At 66.3% G+C, this 15,121-nt stretch carries 16 protein-coding genes; 7 read left to right on the forward strand and 9 right to left on the reverse strand.

Features of this window, described 5'->3' with window-relative positions:
* Nucleotides 1-711: 711 nt before the first annotated feature.
* The 6 genes from J4E04_RS06355 to J4E04_RS06380 form a co-directional block, all read right to left on the reverse strand.
* Nucleotides 712-1,740, reverse strand: coding sequence for an LLM class flavin-dependent oxidoreductase (locus J4E04_RS06355; protein ID WP_490150189.1), 1,029 nt, complete (start codon nt 1,738-1,740; stop codon nt 712-714).
* 520 nt (nt 1,741-2,260) lie between these two features.
* Nucleotides 2,261-2,431 carry a hypothetical protein gene (locus J4E04_RS06360; protein WP_155957004.1) on the reverse strand — a complete coding sequence of 57 codons (171 nt, stop codon included), beginning with the start codon at nt 2,429-2,431 and terminating at the stop codon, nt 2,261-2,263.
* On the reverse strand, nt 2,428-2,625 hold the full coding sequence (locus J4E04_RS06365) for a hypothetical protein (RefSeq protein WP_490150190.1): 198 nt from the start codon (nt 2,623-2,625) through the stop codon (nt 2,428-2,430). The genes J4E04_RS06360 and J4E04_RS06365 overlap by 4 nt, the downstream gene beginning before the upstream one ends.
* Nucleotides 2,626-3,219: 594 nt before the next feature.
* Nucleotides 3,220-4,518: a dicarboxylate/amino acid:cation symporter gene (locus tag J4E04_RS06370; RefSeq protein WP_490150191.1), complete on the reverse strand. Its 1,299-nt coding sequence runs from the start codon at nt 4,516-4,518 to the stop codon at nt 3,220-3,222.
* 192 nt (nt 4,519-4,710) lie between these two features.
* Complete coding sequence (locus tag J4E04_RS06375; RefSeq protein WP_490150192.1) at nt 4,711-4,884, reverse strand: hypothetical protein; 174 nt, start codon at nt 4,882-4,884, stop codon at nt 4,711-4,713.
* Between the two features lie 91 nt (nt 4,885-4,975).
* Nucleotides 4,976-5,551 carry an ArsR/SmtB family transcription factor gene (locus J4E04_RS06380; RefSeq protein ID WP_490150193.1) on the reverse strand — a complete coding sequence of 192 codons (576 nt, stop codon included), beginning with the start codon at nt 5,549-5,551 and terminating at the stop codon, nt 4,976-4,978.
* 273 nt (nt 5,552-5,824) lie between these two features.
* Here J4E04_RS06380 and J4E04_RS06385 point away from each other — a divergent pair, with 273 nt between their 5' ends.
* From J4E04_RS06385 to J4E04_RS06395, 3 genes are all read left to right on the forward strand, one after another.
* Nucleotides 5,825-6,028, forward strand: a complete 204-nt coding sequence (locus J4E04_RS06385) for a three-helix bundle dimerization domain-containing protein (RefSeq protein WP_490150194.1) — start codon at nt 5,825-5,827, stop codon at nt 6,026-6,028.
* 581 nt (nt 6,029-6,609) lie between these two features.
* Complete coding sequence (locus tag J4E04_RS06390) at nt 6,610-6,870, forward strand: hypothetical protein (protein ID WP_490150195.1); 261 nt, start codon at nt 6,610-6,612, stop codon at nt 6,868-6,870.
* A gap of 90 nt (nt 6,871-6,960) precedes the next feature.
* Nucleotides 6,961-7,917 carry a hypothetical protein gene (locus J4E04_RS06395; protein ID WP_490150196.1) on the forward strand — a complete coding sequence of 319 codons (957 nt, stop codon included), beginning with the start codon at nt 6,961-6,963 and terminating at the stop codon, nt 7,915-7,917.
* Nucleotides 7,918-8,097: 180 nt separating this feature from the next.
* Here J4E04_RS06395 and poxB read toward each other — a convergent pair whose 3' ends face one another.
* Entirely contained in the window at nt 8,098-9,831 is a 1,734-nt protein-coding gene (poxB, locus tag J4E04_RS06400) for a ubiquinone-dependent pyruvate dehydrogenase (RefSeq protein WP_490150197.1), read from the reverse strand.
* Nucleotides 9,832-10,058: 227 nt separating this feature from the next.
* Between poxB and J4E04_RS06405 the strand changes: the two genes are divergently transcribed.
* The 4 genes from J4E04_RS06405 (at nt 10,059) to J4E04_RS06420 (ending at nt 14,571) form a co-directional block, all read left to right on the forward strand.
* Entirely contained in the window at nt 10,059-10,259 is a 201-nt protein-coding gene (locus J4E04_RS06405) for a helix-hairpin-helix domain-containing protein (RefSeq protein WP_490150509.1), read from the forward strand.
* Nucleotides 10,260-10,384: 125 nt separating this feature from the next.
* A complete protein-coding gene (gene helR, locus J4E04_RS06410; protein ID WP_490150198.1) occupies nt 10,385-12,496 on the forward strand; it encodes an RNA polymerase recycling motor ATPase HelR in 2,112 nt (703 codons plus the stop codon).
* A 162-nt stretch (nt 12,497-12,658) separates the two neighbouring features.
* The gene (locus tag J4E04_RS06415) at nt 12,659-13,147 is read left to right on the forward strand and encodes a DUF3995 domain-containing protein (RefSeq protein WP_490150199.1); all 489 of its coding nucleotides are present in this window, start codon (nt 12,659-12,661) and stop codon (nt 13,145-13,147) included.
* Entirely contained in the window at nt 13,144-14,571 is a 1,428-nt protein-coding gene (locus J4E04_RS06420) for a serine hydrolase domain-containing protein (protein WP_490150200.1), read from the forward strand. Before J4E04_RS06415 ends, J4E04_RS06420 begins: the two co-directional genes overlap by 4 nt.
* 54 nt (nt 14,572-14,625) lie before the next feature.
* Here the strand turns inward: J4E04_RS06420 and J4E04_RS06425 are convergent, their stop codons facing one another.
* On the reverse strand, nt 14,626-14,769 hold the full coding sequence (locus tag J4E04_RS06425) for a hypothetical protein (RefSeq protein WP_490150201.1): 144 nt from the start codon (nt 14,767-14,769) through the stop codon (nt 14,626-14,628).
* Nucleotides 14,770-15,087 (reverse strand): hypothetical protein, encoded by a 318-nt coding sequence (locus J4E04_RS06430; protein ID WP_490150202.1) that lies wholly within the window; start codon nt 15,085-15,087, stop codon nt 14,770-14,772. It abuts the gene before it with no gap.
* Nucleotides 15,088-15,121 lie beyond the last annotated feature (34 nt).

Raw genomic sequence — 15,121 nt, forward strand, 5'->3', positions numbered from 1 at the left:
AGTCCCTGTGGGCGCACCACAAAGGGCCCCTGATCAGCAGTTATGCTGGTCAGGGGCTCTTCTGGTTTCGGTGCCACTCACTACTTATTCATGACTGCAACTCGTAACTCGAGGTTTCGGGTCTTCTCGGCCATATCGAACGACGCATTGTGCCCGCTCAGGCGGCTGCAAAGTTGTCTGTACCGGGTTCAATGACCTGCGGTGCAGGCTGGTCGCGCCCACTGCGACGCCTGGGGTGCCACCGTCCGCTACATCGAGAATTCGGACGGCGACATCGTCCCCCTGGCGGAGTGGGAGTTGCTGTGCATCGTGGGAGCGCCCCGCCGTACATCTACACCGTCGAACTCCGATCTCCGATCTCGACGGGGGGGCGACGAGCTCAGCACCGCACTGTGGACCACCACCGAACGTTGCACGCCGATATGGGTGGGCACGTCGGCGTCCCCGAATACGCCGGCGACGAGGCGGACCGATTCTTCACCCGGCACCTGAGACAAGGCCGGCCCTACCGGTCGAGGGATCGGCGACTGTGAAGCGAGTATTTTCCGGGCGGGGCACAATGCAATCTCTCGCCAGAGCCCGCCGTCCGAACTTGGACGGCGGGCGAAGATCCACGGAATCTACGTCGGCTGGAAATCGAGGTCGAACGCGCCCGAGCATTCACGCAGAGCCGGTCGTAGGTCCGCCAGCTCGTCATGATCAAGACCACGGTCAGAGATCGGCCACCAGCGGTGCGACCTCCGTTCCCAGTAGCTCGATGCCGCGGAGCAGATCACTGTGTGCCAAGCGGGGATTGGTCATCTGCAGAGACAACCGATCCACACCGCCGAGCTGTTCGCCCACTCGCGCGATCTTGTCGGCCACCGTCTGCGGGTCACCCATGAAAAAGGCACCGTTCGGTCCGGACGTGGCATCGAACTGCGCTCGGGTCGGTCGCGCGAACCCTCGCTCCCGCGAGATCTTCGTGAACATCTCGTTCCACCCGGGGTAGATGGTGTCCGCCGCCGCCTGCGTGCTCTCCGCGACGAACCCGAACACGTGCAGGCCCACCTTAAGCTTCTCCGGCGCATGACCTGCCTGCGCACCCGCGCGGCGGTACAGATCGACGAGCGGCGCGAACTGGCGCGGCTCACCACCGATGATCGCGATCATCAGCGGCAACCCCAACAGACCTGCGCGAGCGAATGATTCGGGACTGCCGCCGACACCCACCCAGATCGGCAGAGGATCCTGCATGGGACGCGGATAGATGCCCTGCCGCGTCAGCGCCGGCCGGTGCTTGCCCGACCACGTCACCTCGACGTTGTCCCGGATCTGCAGCAGCAGCTCGAGCTTCTCGATGAACAGCGAGTCGTAGTCTGCCAGGTCCAAACCGAAGAGGGGGAACGACTCGGTGAACGAGCCGCGGCCCACGACCAGATCCGTCCGCCCCTTCGAGATCAGATCCAGGGTGGCGAATTCCTGGAAGACTCGCACCGGATCGTCCGCACTGAGTACCTTGACCGCACTGCCCAGCCGGATTCGTTCCGTCCGAGCTGCTGCGGCCGCCAGGATGATCGATGGAGCGGAATCGTAGTACTCGCTGCGGTGGTGCTCGCCGATCCCGAACGAGTAAAGACCCACCCGGTCAGCGAGGGTGATCTCCTCGAGCAGATGCTCCATTCGCTCGGCAGCGCCGATCACGCGGCCGTCGGTCGGGTCGGTCACGGAGGACACGAAGCTGTCCACACCTACATGCATTGCTGAGCCTCTCGGTCGGGGCCACGACGTCGACCCTGGTTTAGTTTACAAGTCAACCATCTCGAGCGAGAAAGTGTTCCCAGGGCTACCCACCTCTCCGCGCCCCTGATCAGCACGGCTGCTGATCAGGGGGCCTTTGTGGTGCGCCCACAGGGACTCGAACCCGGACCTTTACTGACACTCGACGGCTATGCCGCCCCGCAACCTGGCACCCGGGGCGGCAACTGGGACAAGAACACAACCCAGTTCGACGAGCACCGCCTTCCGCAGTACAGCCAGACACAGCTACCTCTATCGAGCCGGGAGAAAGACTCCATGACCGAGCCTCTCAGCTTCGAGGTCGTGGTATCGAGACGGCGGTGATACGCCGCAGCGACGGATGAACCGCGTACGGCCCTTCTCGGCCTGAGCGCGCTGGTCGGTCGGTTCCCGGAGCAACGCCACAACCAAAGACATGTGTTCTACGCCCGTTGCGCCAGTTGGTGTTCACCTTCCACGCAGCCGCTGCGCCGCAAGAAAGTCAGGTCAGATCGGGCGGTGGCGTGGTGGGGCGGCCGGCAGCAGTGTCGCGAAGCCACTGCGGTACCTCTCGTCCGCTTCGCTCGCGGATGGCGATGGAGGCGCGGGCAGCGGCAGCAGCCACCCTGGGCCGCTCGGCCGGTCGGTCACTGCGTTCCTCGGTGGCGGTCATCGGGGGTCCTCCTGCTGCTCGCTCTGGCTGGCAGTGTCCTCGGTTTCGGTCGGCGGCACCAGCGCCCGCCGTGCCGCTGCACGGTCGGTGACAGCGACCAGAACGTCTTCCTCGGTCCTGGTGGTCAGCGCCGAGTCGGTGACCGTGGCGTAGATGTCCCAGCCGAGTTCGGTCTCGTCGTCGTTATACTGCATTCGAGGCACCAGGTGATGCGTTGCCAGCCTGGGCGCGCTTGTCTGCCACAGTGCGCTGTCGGACGGTGAGAGCAACGCCGACGACGGCGAGGACGCCGACGACCAAAGTCACCCATGCTTGCGCTGGGATCTGAAAGTTCCTTCGGTGGCGAGTTTCTGCTCAGGTATACGAAGAGTGCGCACGACCCGATTTGCTGGTTGCTGGGGATCGCGTGGGGGGCCATTGTCAACTCATGACCCGCGTAGTCGAGGGTGCGGATCAGATACACGCTAGGTGCGGGCACCGACACGGGCCTCGTAGTTTTCACATCCACACGCAGACACACAGCGACGATTGGATTTGTGGAATGAGAGTCATGTAGCCATGGACGTCCGCCACGGGCCGCGCCGAGGGCCATGAACAGCCGCGGGGAACGCACCCTTCTGGATCAGCAGCGCACAGTGATCCCTCGCAAAAGTTGGCCCTTCGCGACACAGCACTGCCGACACCGCCACGCGGGGTCCGCGTTCGACTACATGACCCGACAGTGAATTGATGTCGCACTCTGATCGGCCGGGCAGAGCCGACGAGTTGGCTGCCCGAGTTCGGCTAGGTCAGTCGGCTCGGTCGGCGCTGGCCAGCGCGTCCTGGTATTCGTCGAGGTCGATCTCGTCGGCGGTTACCGTCGTGATGCCGTTGTAGACGTCGCGGTCGATCTCGTCGTCGGCGTTGGCGACGAGCATGGCGACGAAGGTGTCACCGTTGACGTTGAGGAACGTACGGAAGATGCCTGCGAACCAGTCGACGGCGATCAGCAGACCCACTGCGGCGAACGGAAGTCCGAGCGAGGTGGCCAGGAACATCGCGACGACAGGGAACCCTCCCGGCACCGTGATCGTGCCCATGTTCAGCAGGATCGCCAGCCCCATCCCGAGCGCGATCTGCCCGACACTGAGGTCGATGTCCCCGGCCTGCGCCAGGAACATCACGACGACCATGTAGTTGAGGACGGCGCCGTACGAGCCCATCGTCAACCCGATCGAGAGGGTGAAGTTGGCGACCTTCTGACTGACACCGACCTTCTCGACGGTGTTCCTCAACACGGTCGGGAAAGTGACGGCCGAACTGGTGGTCGTGATCGCCACCGCGGTCTGCTCGGTCAGCTTGGTGGGCAGCTTCCACGGGTTCAGGCGAGTACGCACGGTCACGACGAGGACGAAGAGTGCGAACAGGATGAGGACGCCGAGCAACGTTGTGCCCAAGTAGCTCAGCGCGGTGCTCACGACGGAGAATCCGACATCCCCGGCGAGTGCGGCGAGCAGACAGAAGACTCCGACCGGGGCGATGAACATGACCAGCCGGATCATCGTGAGCACGATCTTCTGAATCTGATCGAGCAACGTCAGCACCGTGGTGTCGCCGGTGTTGTTGACGTGGATCCGTAGAGCGATCCCGAACAGCAGCGAGAAGATGATGATGGGCACCATCGTCGCCGTCGACATGGCGTCGAAGACGTTGGTCGAGACGAAGTTGAGTACCGTGTCCTGCCAGCCCAGGGCCTCCCCGGCCGATGCCTCGAGGCTGGGGTCCAGCTCCTGGGTGAAGACCATGCCGGCACCGGGCCGGATGACGCTGGCGAGAACCCACGCGAGGACTGCGGCCACGAACGAGAAGCCGATCATCCACTTGAACGTGCGGAACGCAATCTTGCCAGTCCCGGTCCCCGTCATCGACCCGGTCGCGACGATCACCGACGCCATCACCAGCGGGACGATCGACATCTGGATCAGCCGAATGAACAAGTCGCCGATGAACTTCAGGTTGGCGGCCCAGTCCCCGACCACCAATCCGAATGCGATACCGCCGATCGCGGCTATCCCGATCTGGCCTGCAGGATGCCCCAAAAATTTCATGGCTCACGGTAAGTCGGTCGAACTACACCCGAGTGTCAGCTGCATTTCGAGGCCGTTACGGCTTCCGAGCTGTCTTGGTGTGCAGTCGAACCAGGTGTCGGGCGCGTTGCTGACCGACGGTGTTGATGACGGCTTCTGAGCATCGGCAGGACGTGGCGACGCAGCTGTGACGTTCGTCTGCCTGCGCCTTCCTCAGGTTCCGGAGATGGCGTGCAGACGGTGCCGGGACCGGGCTGCCGCCGCGTCGGCTCGCGCGAGTTGTTGCGCTGCTCGCGTCATGCGCTGCTGCGCACGGAGGAGACGGCGGCGGTCGCGGTGAGCCTGTCGTTGCAGTCGCGTGGCGACGCGGCGGTGCTGCGTGGTCACGTGCTGGGTCATTTCGGCGCGGTGAAGTTCGAGGCACAGCTCGGGCGGAACATGTTGCATCCTGGTTCCTTTCGTTACCCCCGGGTCGTGGTCACGGCTCGAACGGGAACCCGTGCGCGAACACCATGACGTGGCTGCTGTCGGCGGGCGCGGCCGCCGACTCTGCTCGAGCACGCCACTTCTCGATCACCGACTGGATCTCGCGTGACATCCCCTCGAGCTGCTCAGCGGTCATTCTCAGTACGTAGTCGGTGCTGAACGCACCCTGTACCCAGTCGGCACCCCATCGGTCCGGATCGGAGTCGAACTCCTGGCGACGCCGAAACTGGTTGTCCACCAGAAGTCGTCGCGCTGCGCGATCGGTTGTCCGGCCCTCGGGGGTGGCGTCGAAATCGCTGGAGGACCAGGTGAATCCGCCGTCCGGAACGCGCCACCAGCGCTCTCTCCCGTCGGTACCGCGATCGGGCGCCTCCTGGACGAACCCGGCGTCGGCGAGCTTGCGGAGGTGGTAGCTCACGGACGCAGGCGATTCATCGACCAGCTGTCCGATCCGGCTGGCGGTCGCCGCGCCCTCGGCCTGAACGGCGTACAAAATGCGGACGCGGAGCGGGTGAGTGAGCGCTTTGAGCTGGGAGACGCTCGACACCGGGCGGGGAGCGGATGGCATGGGCCCCACCATATGTGTGAAAGATAATTTGCGCAATATTTCCTTCGTATCAAGACCCGGTCCCGTTCGTACGCAGGGAGGCGCGTTCGGCAGTGGTGCTCAGCTCGGCCAATCCAGGCTCTGACCATGTGGACCGGTCAGTGCGACGGGTCGGCCGTTCCACGCCAGAACGAATGTGCCGCCAATGACGTCAGCGTGCATGTAATCGTTACTGCTGCGAACAATATTGTCGAAACGTTGACTCGGTCCCGAGAAGGGGTCGATTCTGAGTAGATGACAACCACCAACGAATCGGAGCATCTCGCGGCGGTGCAGGACCGGCTCACCGCCGCCCTGCCCGGGGTGAGCCGACACGACATCGAACAGACCGTGGCGACCGAGTATGCCCGCTTCGAGGGACGCTCGGTGCGCGACTTCGTGCCGCTGTTCGTCGAGCGCAACGCACGAGAGGCACTGCGCTCCGTCGCGCCGCACTGACACCACCTGTCGCACAGCAGTACACGGCCGCCCAGAACGCGGGCGCCCATGCACGGTGCTGCCATTCACCGATCGGATCGCGCTTGCTGCGGCGCGATCAGATCGGCTCGGGGTGTGTCAGCTGAAGAAGCTGAGTCCGTCGAGGAAGTCGCCGCTGCCGCCGAAGATGTCGGACAGGGCGCCGAGGAAGTCGACGAAGCTTGCGAGGTCGGTGATCATGGGAGCTCCCGTGGTCGAGTGGTGGTGGCAGGAATGCCTGTTCATTGGTACCGAGCATTGGTGAACGAACGGTGGATCATCGGTTGTCCCAATGGGGTTGCCGCCGTGAACGGTTCCGATCAGACCGGGGTGATCACCAGCAGCTGAGCCCAGTACGCGGCGGTGTGCTCACCGAGGTAGGGGAGCAGGGTGTCGAAGAGGATGTAGGACATCGGGGGACTCCTCGGGTCGGGTCGTGGTGGGGCTGCGCCGAGTGAGGGGTGCCCGCTCCGCGGGTAGCCGGAGTGGCGGTGCGGTGAACAGCGGGTGTCGACTCGGCTCACCGCCGGGTGGGACGGCTCGTCGGCCGCGATGATGGTGCGATGAGCACGAGTCAGGCAGAGGGCCTTCGCGGGATGATCGAATTCGCGCGTCGGTGGTTGCCCTACGGCGGCGGTCCTGACGAGGAGATCCTCGTGACGTTCGGTGTCCCCGGGTATCAGTTCCACGAGCGGCTCGCTCGTGTCCTCGACAGCGGAGACCCGACGGTGGCGCAGGCGTTGTCGGCGCCCGAGATCGCGGCGCTGCGCCTGCTGTGCCGTACTCGCTCGCTGCATCGCCACAACGTCCCCGCCTGGCAGTGACCCACTGGTCCTCGAAACGCCTCGTCAGCTGCCGCTGAGTCGTCCTCGACGAGACTCACCGCGACTGCGCGAGGTGGGATGCTTCCGGCCGTGACCGGTCGACATGTGGGACTCGCGTCGTTTCTGTTGGTGACGGTTGCTCTCGCGTCCTACGGCGTCCTGACCACTCCTGAGCCGAGGTCGGTCGCCGAGATCGGTTCGGCCGATCACTTCGTCTGCGCGTTGCCACAGGACGTCGGCGGCTATCTGGCGGCCCCGCCGCCGCAGCAGAGCGTCGCTCCCCGTCCGGCGCGGGGCACGGTGCCCGAGGGGTTCGAGCCGGTGCCAGCCGTGGTGTGCGACATCGGTATCGGAGACCACGTCGAGGCCGACGGGACCGTGACCTACGTCGAACGCCGCTACGCCGGGGACTTCGGCAGCGCTGTGCGGGAGCTGAACGGGCCGCCCACACGTCGCTCGATCTTCGACGCCGAATGTCTGGCGTCCGTGCTCGCTGCGGCGCCGGTCGACATGTGGCTCGTCGACGTGGACGGCCGCGCCGTACAACCGTCGTACCCGCGTGGTGACTGCGGCCTGGACAACACCCTGGGACTCGCCGAGATTCTCGAGCTCCCGAAGGTAGAGGCCACCGAACACAGCGTCCGCCTCGATGCTGCCGGGATCACCTACTTCTACTCGTGCTCGCCGATCGTCTCGACACCGGTGCCGGGGTCTCGGTCGCTACGCGACCTGACGTTGACACCGTCCGGGTTCTGCCGCTTCGACACCGCCGGACCCGATCTGATGTTCACCGGAGCGGATCGGTACGAATCCGAGCCGTACCTCGACTGGAACGCTGCCCTCATCGACGTCGAGCCCGCCGGTCCCTGCGGTGAACGCGGGACATCGCTGGCGACCACCTCGACGCAGTCCACGATCGGGGACGAGTTGGTCATGATCGACGTCCACATCGAACTCGACGGGTGCCGGCGCATCCTGGCCGACGGCTTCACTCCGTTGTCGGCGCCCGCCTCTGTCGTCGACTCGATCGTCAGCGCAGCGTCGTGACCTGACGGCCGTGGTTTCCGTTGATCGCCGTTCACAGAGCAGGACGTGGTTGGGGCGCACGTTTCACCACTCGACGCCTGCATGGTTGCGCGTCGACCACGACCGTGGCACCGGATCACGCCAGTCCGGCCGCGATGGCCGCACCGAACGCCCATGTCCAACCGGTGACCAGCACGTCTCTCAGTCGAAGATCCGCCGACGGACATTGGTGTCCGCGAGGTCCACGAGTTCGTCGGCCCGGCCGGACAGGATCGTCCGAATGCCGTACAGCGTGAACCCCTTTGCCTGCTCGAGGGTGATCTTGGGGGGAATGGAGAGCTCCTGTGCCGCGGTGACGACGTCGATGACGGCGGGGCCGTCGTACGCGAACGCGTCGGTCAGAGCCGCCTCCAGATCCTGCGGGTTCTCCACTCGTCGGCCGAACATCCCCAGAGCCTGTGCCACAGCAGCGAAGTCGGGGTTCTTCAGGTCGGTGCCGTAGTTGACGATGCCGGCAGCCTTCATCTCGAGTTCGACGAAGTTCAACGACGAATTGTCGAAGATGATGACCTTGACCGGCAGACCGCTCTGCATCAACGTGATCAGCTCACCGAAGCCCATCGTCAACCCGCCGTCGCCGGCGAAGGCCACCACCTGCCTTCCGGGCTGAGCGGTCTGCGCACCGATCGCCAACGGGAGCGCGCAGGCCATCGATCCGTGATTGAACGACCCGAGCAATCGGCGCTTGCCGTTCATCGTGAGGTACCGGGCGGCCCATACGACGGGCGATCCCACGTCGACGGTGAAGACGGCGTCATCGTCGGCCAGCTCGTTCGCCATGCGTGCCAGGTACTCCGGCCGGATGGGTGTGCGGTGCCGGTCGTCCACGGCGAACGAATCGAGATTCTTGCGTGTCTTGCGGTAGTGCTTGACCGATGTGTCCAGATGCTTGCTGTCCGTCTTCGCGTGGATACGGGGGAGCAGAGCGTCCACGGTATCGGCGACGGTACCCACCAACCCGAGGTCCAGGGTCGCTCTGCGGCCCAGGTTCTGGCCACGGATGTCCACCTGGATGATCTTCGCGTCGTCGGGATAGAAGTTGCGGTACGGAAAGTCGGTGCCCAGCATGAGAAGAACATCGGCATGCGAGATCGCGCGGTACCCCGAGGCGAAGCCGAGCAGCCCCGTCATCCCCACGTCGTAGGGATTGTCGTATTCGACGTGCTCCTTGCCGCGCAGTGCGTGCACGACAGGAGCCTGCAGCGCGCCGGCGATCTCGAGCAGTTGTCGATGCGCACCCGCCACACCGGCGCCGGCCAGAATGGTGATGTTGTCGGACGAGTTCAGGATCGACGCCGCCTCGTCGAGCGAGGCATCGTCGGGACGCACGTGGGACGTGGTCGCGCGGATGGCCGGGGTGGCCTTTCTCTGTTCGGCATGCGCCAGCAGCACTTCGCCGGGGACGACGACCACTGCGACACCGCGTTCCTCGATCGCGGCCCGCATCGCCATCGCGAACACGTGTTCCGCCATCTCCGGGTCACTGACCAGCTCGCAGAAGACACTGCACTCCTGAAAGAGGTTCTGCGGGTGAGTTTCCTGGAAGTACTGCGATCCGATCTCGCTGCGCGGAATGTGTGCCGCGATCGCGAGCACGGGGACACGGCTGCGGTGCGCGTCGAACAGCCCGTTGATCAGGTGGAGGTTGCCGGGACCACAACTGCCGGCGCACACCGCGAGTTCGCCGGTGATCGCCGCGTCACCGGCTGCGGCGAAGGCGGCAGTCTCCTCGTTGCGGACGTGCTGCCACGTCATGCCGTCGTTCCGGCGGATCGCGTCGGTGAAGCCGTTCAGCGAATCGCCCGGGAGACCGTAGACGTGGGTCACGCCGCTCTCGGTCAGGGTCTGCACGAAATGGTCTGCCACGGTCGCCATGGCGAACAGTATGCGCCGGATTCGCACCGGAAGCGTCGTGGAACGGGTAACCGACCGTCCTGGCTCGGACGCTCGTGGAGATCGGTGAGGACCGGCGAAAGCGCTCTGGGCGAATACTGCAGCAGGTGCCCGGGCGAGTTCTGGGGACAGCCGGGCCTATGTCGTCATGGGGAGCGTCAGAATGGATCCATGCAGAGAAAGACGAGGAGCGGAAGGCGGTGAGCAGCATGACCAACGACGCGCCGAGCGATCGTGGGCCCGTGTTCGACGGTGTCCGCATCGGTAGGCCTGCGACGGGCACGTTGATCGACGCCGGGTATCACACGGTGCTCGACCTTCCGGCGGACCTCGCGGTGTTGTCCGCGCTGCACGGAGTGGGGCCGTCGGCGATCAGGCGGTTGGCCGAGGTGCGCGACGATCGGCGTTGACGGGAACGATCCCTTCCACCTCCAAGGTATAGCGCACGGTGGGGCTTGCGGCAAGCCCCCGCGGTCGGCGCAGAATGGCTCGCTCGATGCCATGACCTGCACGTTTCCCCGATCGGAGCCGACCTGTGGACACCGTGTTCGCCCTGCCCCCGCACCGCCGAGCCAAGGCCGACCCCGCCTCGATCGCGGCGGATGATCGACATCTCGCCAGAATCGACGCGGCCCTGCGTCGGTCCCTCGCGGATCTCGAACGACGCCTCGCCCGGACTCGCGCCGCCCCTGGCCGATCCGGCCAGGACGCGATGGAACGCGACCTGGAGACACATCGACTCACCGCCGAGATCCGCGCAGTGCGTCGTGTCGGGCGGGACATGTGTCTCGGGCGACTCGTGCCGGCGGACGGAACGGAGCCGGTGTACGTCGGGCGGCGCGGACTCCTCGACGAGGCCGGTCATCCTCTGCTCGTCGACTGGCGCTCACCAGCAGCAGCACCGTTCTTCGCCGCGACCCCGGCACGTCCGATGGGTGTTGCCTGGCGGCGTCGTTACCGGTGGACCGGAGGACGAGTGAGCGATTACTGGGACGAGGTGTTCACCGCTGAGATAACCGACGGCGCCGTGGCATTGGACGATCGGTCGGCCTTCGTCGCCGATCTCGGGGCGGCGCGGTCGTCCCGCATGCGCGACGTGCTGGGCACCATCGCAGCGGACCAGGATGCGATCGTCCGCGCCCCGTCCAGAGGAGTGCGTGTGGTGGACGGCGGCCCCGGAACGGGAAAGAGCGTGGTCGCGCTGCACCGTGCGGCCTACCTTCTGTATGCGGATCCGCAGGTCGGGCACCACCGCGGCGGGGCCTTGGTGATCGGACCGCACGGGCCCTACCTGTCGTACGTCGCCGACGTGCTTCCTGATCTCGGAGAGGACGGCGTCCGGGTGTGCCTGCTCGACGAGATGGTTCCCGAGGGCCGGAATGCAGTAGCGGAGGCCTCACCACGCGCCGCCGCGGTGAAAGGCTCCGCGTCGATGACGGAGATGATCGATCGCGCGATCCGCTTCTACGAGACTCCGCCCGCGAACGACATGGTCGTCGAGACCGAGTGGGGTGCAGTGCTGCTCCGGGCAGCCGACTGGGCGGAAGCCTTCACGGCACCCGACGCGGAGACTCCGCACAACGATGCGAGAGAGGAGATCTGGGCGGCGCTGAGCGACATCGTCGTCGACCGCCTCGCCGGCGACGTGTCGGCCGCCGAGCTGACGTCGTCGCTGCGGGCGATCGACGAGCTTCGCGACAGCGTCGAGTCGTCGTGGACGGTGATCGATGCTCCCGATCTCGTCGCCGACCTCTGGGCCGTGCCGGCATACCTACGCCAGTGCGCGCCCTGGTTGGACGAGGACGACAGGGCCGCGGTCCGCAGAGACCTCGGTGCGCCCTGGACGACTGCGGATCTTCCTCTTCTCGACGTCGCTCGTCGCCGCCTCGGAGACCCACGGGCGACGACGATGCGCGTGCGCCGTGCCCGGACGATCGCCTCCGAGCGTGCGCGCCGACGCGCGGTGGTCGACGATCTCGTCGAGTCCGACGATTCGGAGCTTCGTGTCATGTCGATGCTCCGCGGCGACGACCTGCAGAACGTGCTGGACGAGACCGAGTTCTCGACGGGCGAACCGGATCGGCTTGCTGGTCCGTTCTCCCACATCGTCGTCGACGAGGCCCAGGAACTGACGGATGCGCAGTGGCAGATGGTCCGTGCCCGCTGCCCGTCGGGCAGTCTCACGGTGGTGGGTGACCGCGCGCAGGCCCACAGCGGTTTCCCGGAATCCTGGGAGGCGCGGCTGGCGCGTGTCGGATTCACCGACGTGGCGGTGTCCACGCTCGACGTCAACTACCGCACACCGGCCGAGATCATGGCCGCGGCCGAACCGGTCATCAGAGCGGTCCTCCCCGACGCGAACGTGCCCCGTTCGGTCCGCAGCACCGGGGTGGGCGTTCGCCAGGCCGGAGTGGACGACCTGGACGCGATTCTCGACGAGTGGGCCGCGGCCGGTGAGGGCGTGGCATGCGTCATCGGTATGTCGGCTCGGCCGGACACCGAGCGGATCCGTTCTCTGAGCGCACGGTCGGTCAAGGGGCTCGAGTTCGATCTCGTCGTCCTCGTCGAGGGGCCGGGTGTGGACAGCGCCGTCGACCGCTACGTGGCGATGACGCGGGCGACCCGGCAACTCGTGGTGCTGAGCTGATCGACTGGTGCGGGTGGGATGGTTCCGAGACGGCGTTCCTGGTGTCCCTCGTCGGTCGAGACCTCGTCTGTCTCAGGGTGGGGTCGGGGTGTTCCCGGATGTTCGGGCGAGCGGAACGTTCCTAGTGTCGATCGTGTGCAGACACCCTCGGGAACGACACGCATGAGAATGCCTGCGGCGGTGGCCTTTCTCCTCGCTGCGGCAGCCGGGCTGCTGCATGCGGCCGCGAGCGCGTACTGGGCGGTGGGTGGTCGATGGCAGCTCGCCTCGGTGGGGGACTGGGCGGTGACCCTGGCCGACGACCGACCGGTGGTGAGCGGTCTCGCGCTCGGTGTCGTCGCTGTCGTGAAGGCCGGCGCTGCTGTCCTCCCGTGGGTGAACGAGCGGGTCCGAGGCCACGGTCATCGGCAGGTCCGCATGTGCGGGTGGTGCGCGGGCGGTGTGCTTTCCGTGTGGGGCGCAGTGTCGACGGTGTCCGCGGCAGGGGTGCTCGCCGGCGTCATCGTGCCCGACGGCGGGTACGACCGGACCGCGATGATCGGGCATGCCGTGGTCTGGGATCCGCTGTTCACGGTCTGGGGCGCAGCGCTGCTGACCGGGTTGTGGTCCACCACGCACCGGGCCACAGCGCTGACGGGAGTACGACAATGACCGCGGCACGACGAGTGGTTGCTGTGTTTCTGGGCGCCCTGACACTGCTCGCACTGTCGATCTGCCCAGCGGCCGGTCTAGGGCACGACGAGGAGTCGTTGCAGGGCCTCGTCACCCGGTGGGCCTCGGAGATCGGCGCACCAGGAATGGCCGCACGGATCGTCGACAGCGACGGTGCACGGTCTGCGGCATTCGTGGGAGTCGACGGGGACGGACACGACATCGACGGGTCGACCCCGTTCGTCTGGGGGTCGGTGTCGAAGCAGTTCGCGGCAGCGACAGCGAGGGGCCTCGAGCGCGAGGGCGTTCTCGACGCCACAAGCCCTGTCGTCGAGGTGGTCCCGCAGGCTCGCCGAGTGCTCTCCGACCCCGCAGTGACCGTCGACGACCTCGTTCATCACACCAGCGGGCTGCCGCACGACATCACCGTCACGGACGAGTGGACCCGAAGGGGTTCCGCGACAGACGCCGTCACCGCCCTCGACGCGCCGAAGGGGGCTGGTCCTCGTGGTGAGTTCCGGTACTCGAGTCTGAACTACCTGCTCCTGCAGGCTGTGATCGAGCAGGCGGGAGGGTCCTCCTACGCGGACGCCGTGCGCCGCGTCGTACTCGATCCCGCCGGTAGTGACGCCATCACCGACCCGCAGCTGTTCGTCGACAGTTTTCCGCGGGGACACGTTCCGTTCTTCGGTTTCTCCCGCCCGGTCGACGTCGGCGTCGATTCGGCGGGGTTGGGATACGGCTACCTCGCCGGCTCCATCGGCGACCTGGGACGCTATGCGTCGTGGCGACTGCGGGAACGTCACGACGACGAAGTCCGGTATCGCGAGGTGCCGACAGCTCAGGGTTCGACCTACGGTGACGGCCTGTTCCACGAGAGGATCGATGGCCACGATGTCTGGTGGCATGCGGGTGCGGTGCCCGGCTACTACACTTACGTCTCTGTGATTCCGTCGCTGGACACAGCAATCGTGTTGGCGGCGAACCGATACGGTGAGATCGAGGCCGATCGACTCGCGGCCGTCGGCCGGAACCTGACGACGTCGGTGACGGGTGGACGGACGAGCGAGCTACCCGAGTCCTCGGCGTCCACCGTGCTCGGAGCGCTCGCTGCGATCATCGCGACGCTGGTGGTCGGCATCGGCGTTCACGCGGTCCGCATCGTCTCGGGCAGGATGCCCCAGCGGACCAGAGGAGTCGCCGTCGTGCGCGGGGTCGTGGCGGTCGGGGTAGGGACAGCGGCCGCTGTCGCCGTCCTGTTCGGACTCTCTTCTTCGACCGGCGCGGGGTTGTCGGTGGCAGGCAGGTGGGCGCCGGACGTGGCTCTGTTGGTGTGGGTATTGCTCGTGGCGATCGCTGCGGCCGCCGTGGTCGACGTGCTCGGGCAGGTCGTGGGGTGCCGACGTGTCCGTGGGGCGCAGTGAGGTCAGGCATCGGGAGTGTCGCTGGTGTGCACTCGCCGACGCCCTGTCCGGCGTTCACACGAGGTCGCGGCGGCGCAGAGCCCACGATGCGGTGGCCAGAAGTGCTGTGGCCACGATGACGAGGATGAACGCGGCGGTGAGTGGAACCGGCGCGCCGACGTCGGCGGGAAGATGCGTGTGCGGTGCTGTGTCGCGCAACTACTGGGGAGCGCCGATGAGGGTACCGAGCGGCCCCAGCAGCAGGTCGAGGACGACTGCGGCCCACCCGACTGCGATCCACCGGCTTCCGAATCCGTATGCGGCCCAGGCGATCGCGGCGACAGCAAGGGTTGCCGGCAGCTGCGACACCGCTCCGACGAGCACGTCGACGCCACCGGGGCCGTCTCCGCCGACGGCAGCAGCCCCGGTGACGAGCCCGACACCTGCCAGAAGCAACACGAGGGTTGCCGTGACTGTCGCCGTGGCGGCAGCGGCGAGCAGACGAGACAGCGGGGAGACGGCGGTAGCGAGGAGCATTTCCGCGCCACCCGTTTGGTCGTCCTCGCGCAGG

The sequence above is a fragment of the Rhodococcus sp. NFXS4 genome (assembly GCF_058139645.1).

Coding starts and splice junctions, on each gene's coding strand:
- J4E04_RS06355 (WP_490150189.1), bottom strand. CDS start 1,740: ATGCATGTAGGTGTGGACAGCTTCGTGTCCTCCGTGACCGACCCGACC.
- J4E04_RS06360 (WP_155957004.1), bottom strand. CDS start 2,431: ATGACCGCCACCGAGGAACGCAGTGACCGACCGGCCGAGCGGCCCAGG.
- J4E04_RS06365 (WP_490150190.1), bottom strand. CDS start 2,625: ATGCAGTATAACGACGACGAGACCGAACTCGGCTGGGACATCTACGCC.
- J4E04_RS06370 (WP_490150191.1), bottom strand. CDS start 4,518: ATGAAATTTTTGGGGCATCCTGCAGGCCAGATCGGGATAGCCGCGATC.
- J4E04_RS06380 (WP_490150193.1), bottom strand. CDS start 5,551: ATGCCATCCGCTCCCCGCCCGGTGTCGAGCGTCTCCCAGCTCAAAGCG.
- J4E04_RS06385 (WP_490150194.1), top strand. CDS start 5,825: ATGACAACCACCAACGAATCGGAGCATCTCGCGGCGGTGCAGGACCGG.
- J4E04_RS06390 (WP_490150195.1), top strand. CDS start 6,610: ATGAGCACGAGTCAGGCAGAGGGCCTTCGCGGGATGATCGAATTCGCG.
- poxB (WP_490150197.1), bottom strand. CDS start 9,831: ATGGCGACCGTGGCAGACCATTTCGTGCAGACCCTGACCGAGAGCGGC.
- J4E04_RS06405 (WP_490150509.1), top strand. CDS start 10,059: ATGACCAACGACGCGCCGAGCGATCGTGGGCCCGTGTTCGACGGTGTC.
- J4E04_RS06415 (WP_490150199.1), top strand. CDS start 12,659: ATGAGAATGCCTGCGGCGGTGGCCTTTCTCCTCGCTGCGGCAGCCGGG.
- J4E04_RS06420 (WP_490150200.1), top strand. CDS start 13,144: ATGACCGCGGCACGACGAGTGGTTGCTGTGTTTCTGGGCGCCCTGACA.
- J4E04_RS06430 (WP_490150202.1), bottom strand. CDS start 15,087: ATGCTCCTCGCTACCGCCGTCTCCCCGCTGTCTCGTCTGCTCGCCGCT.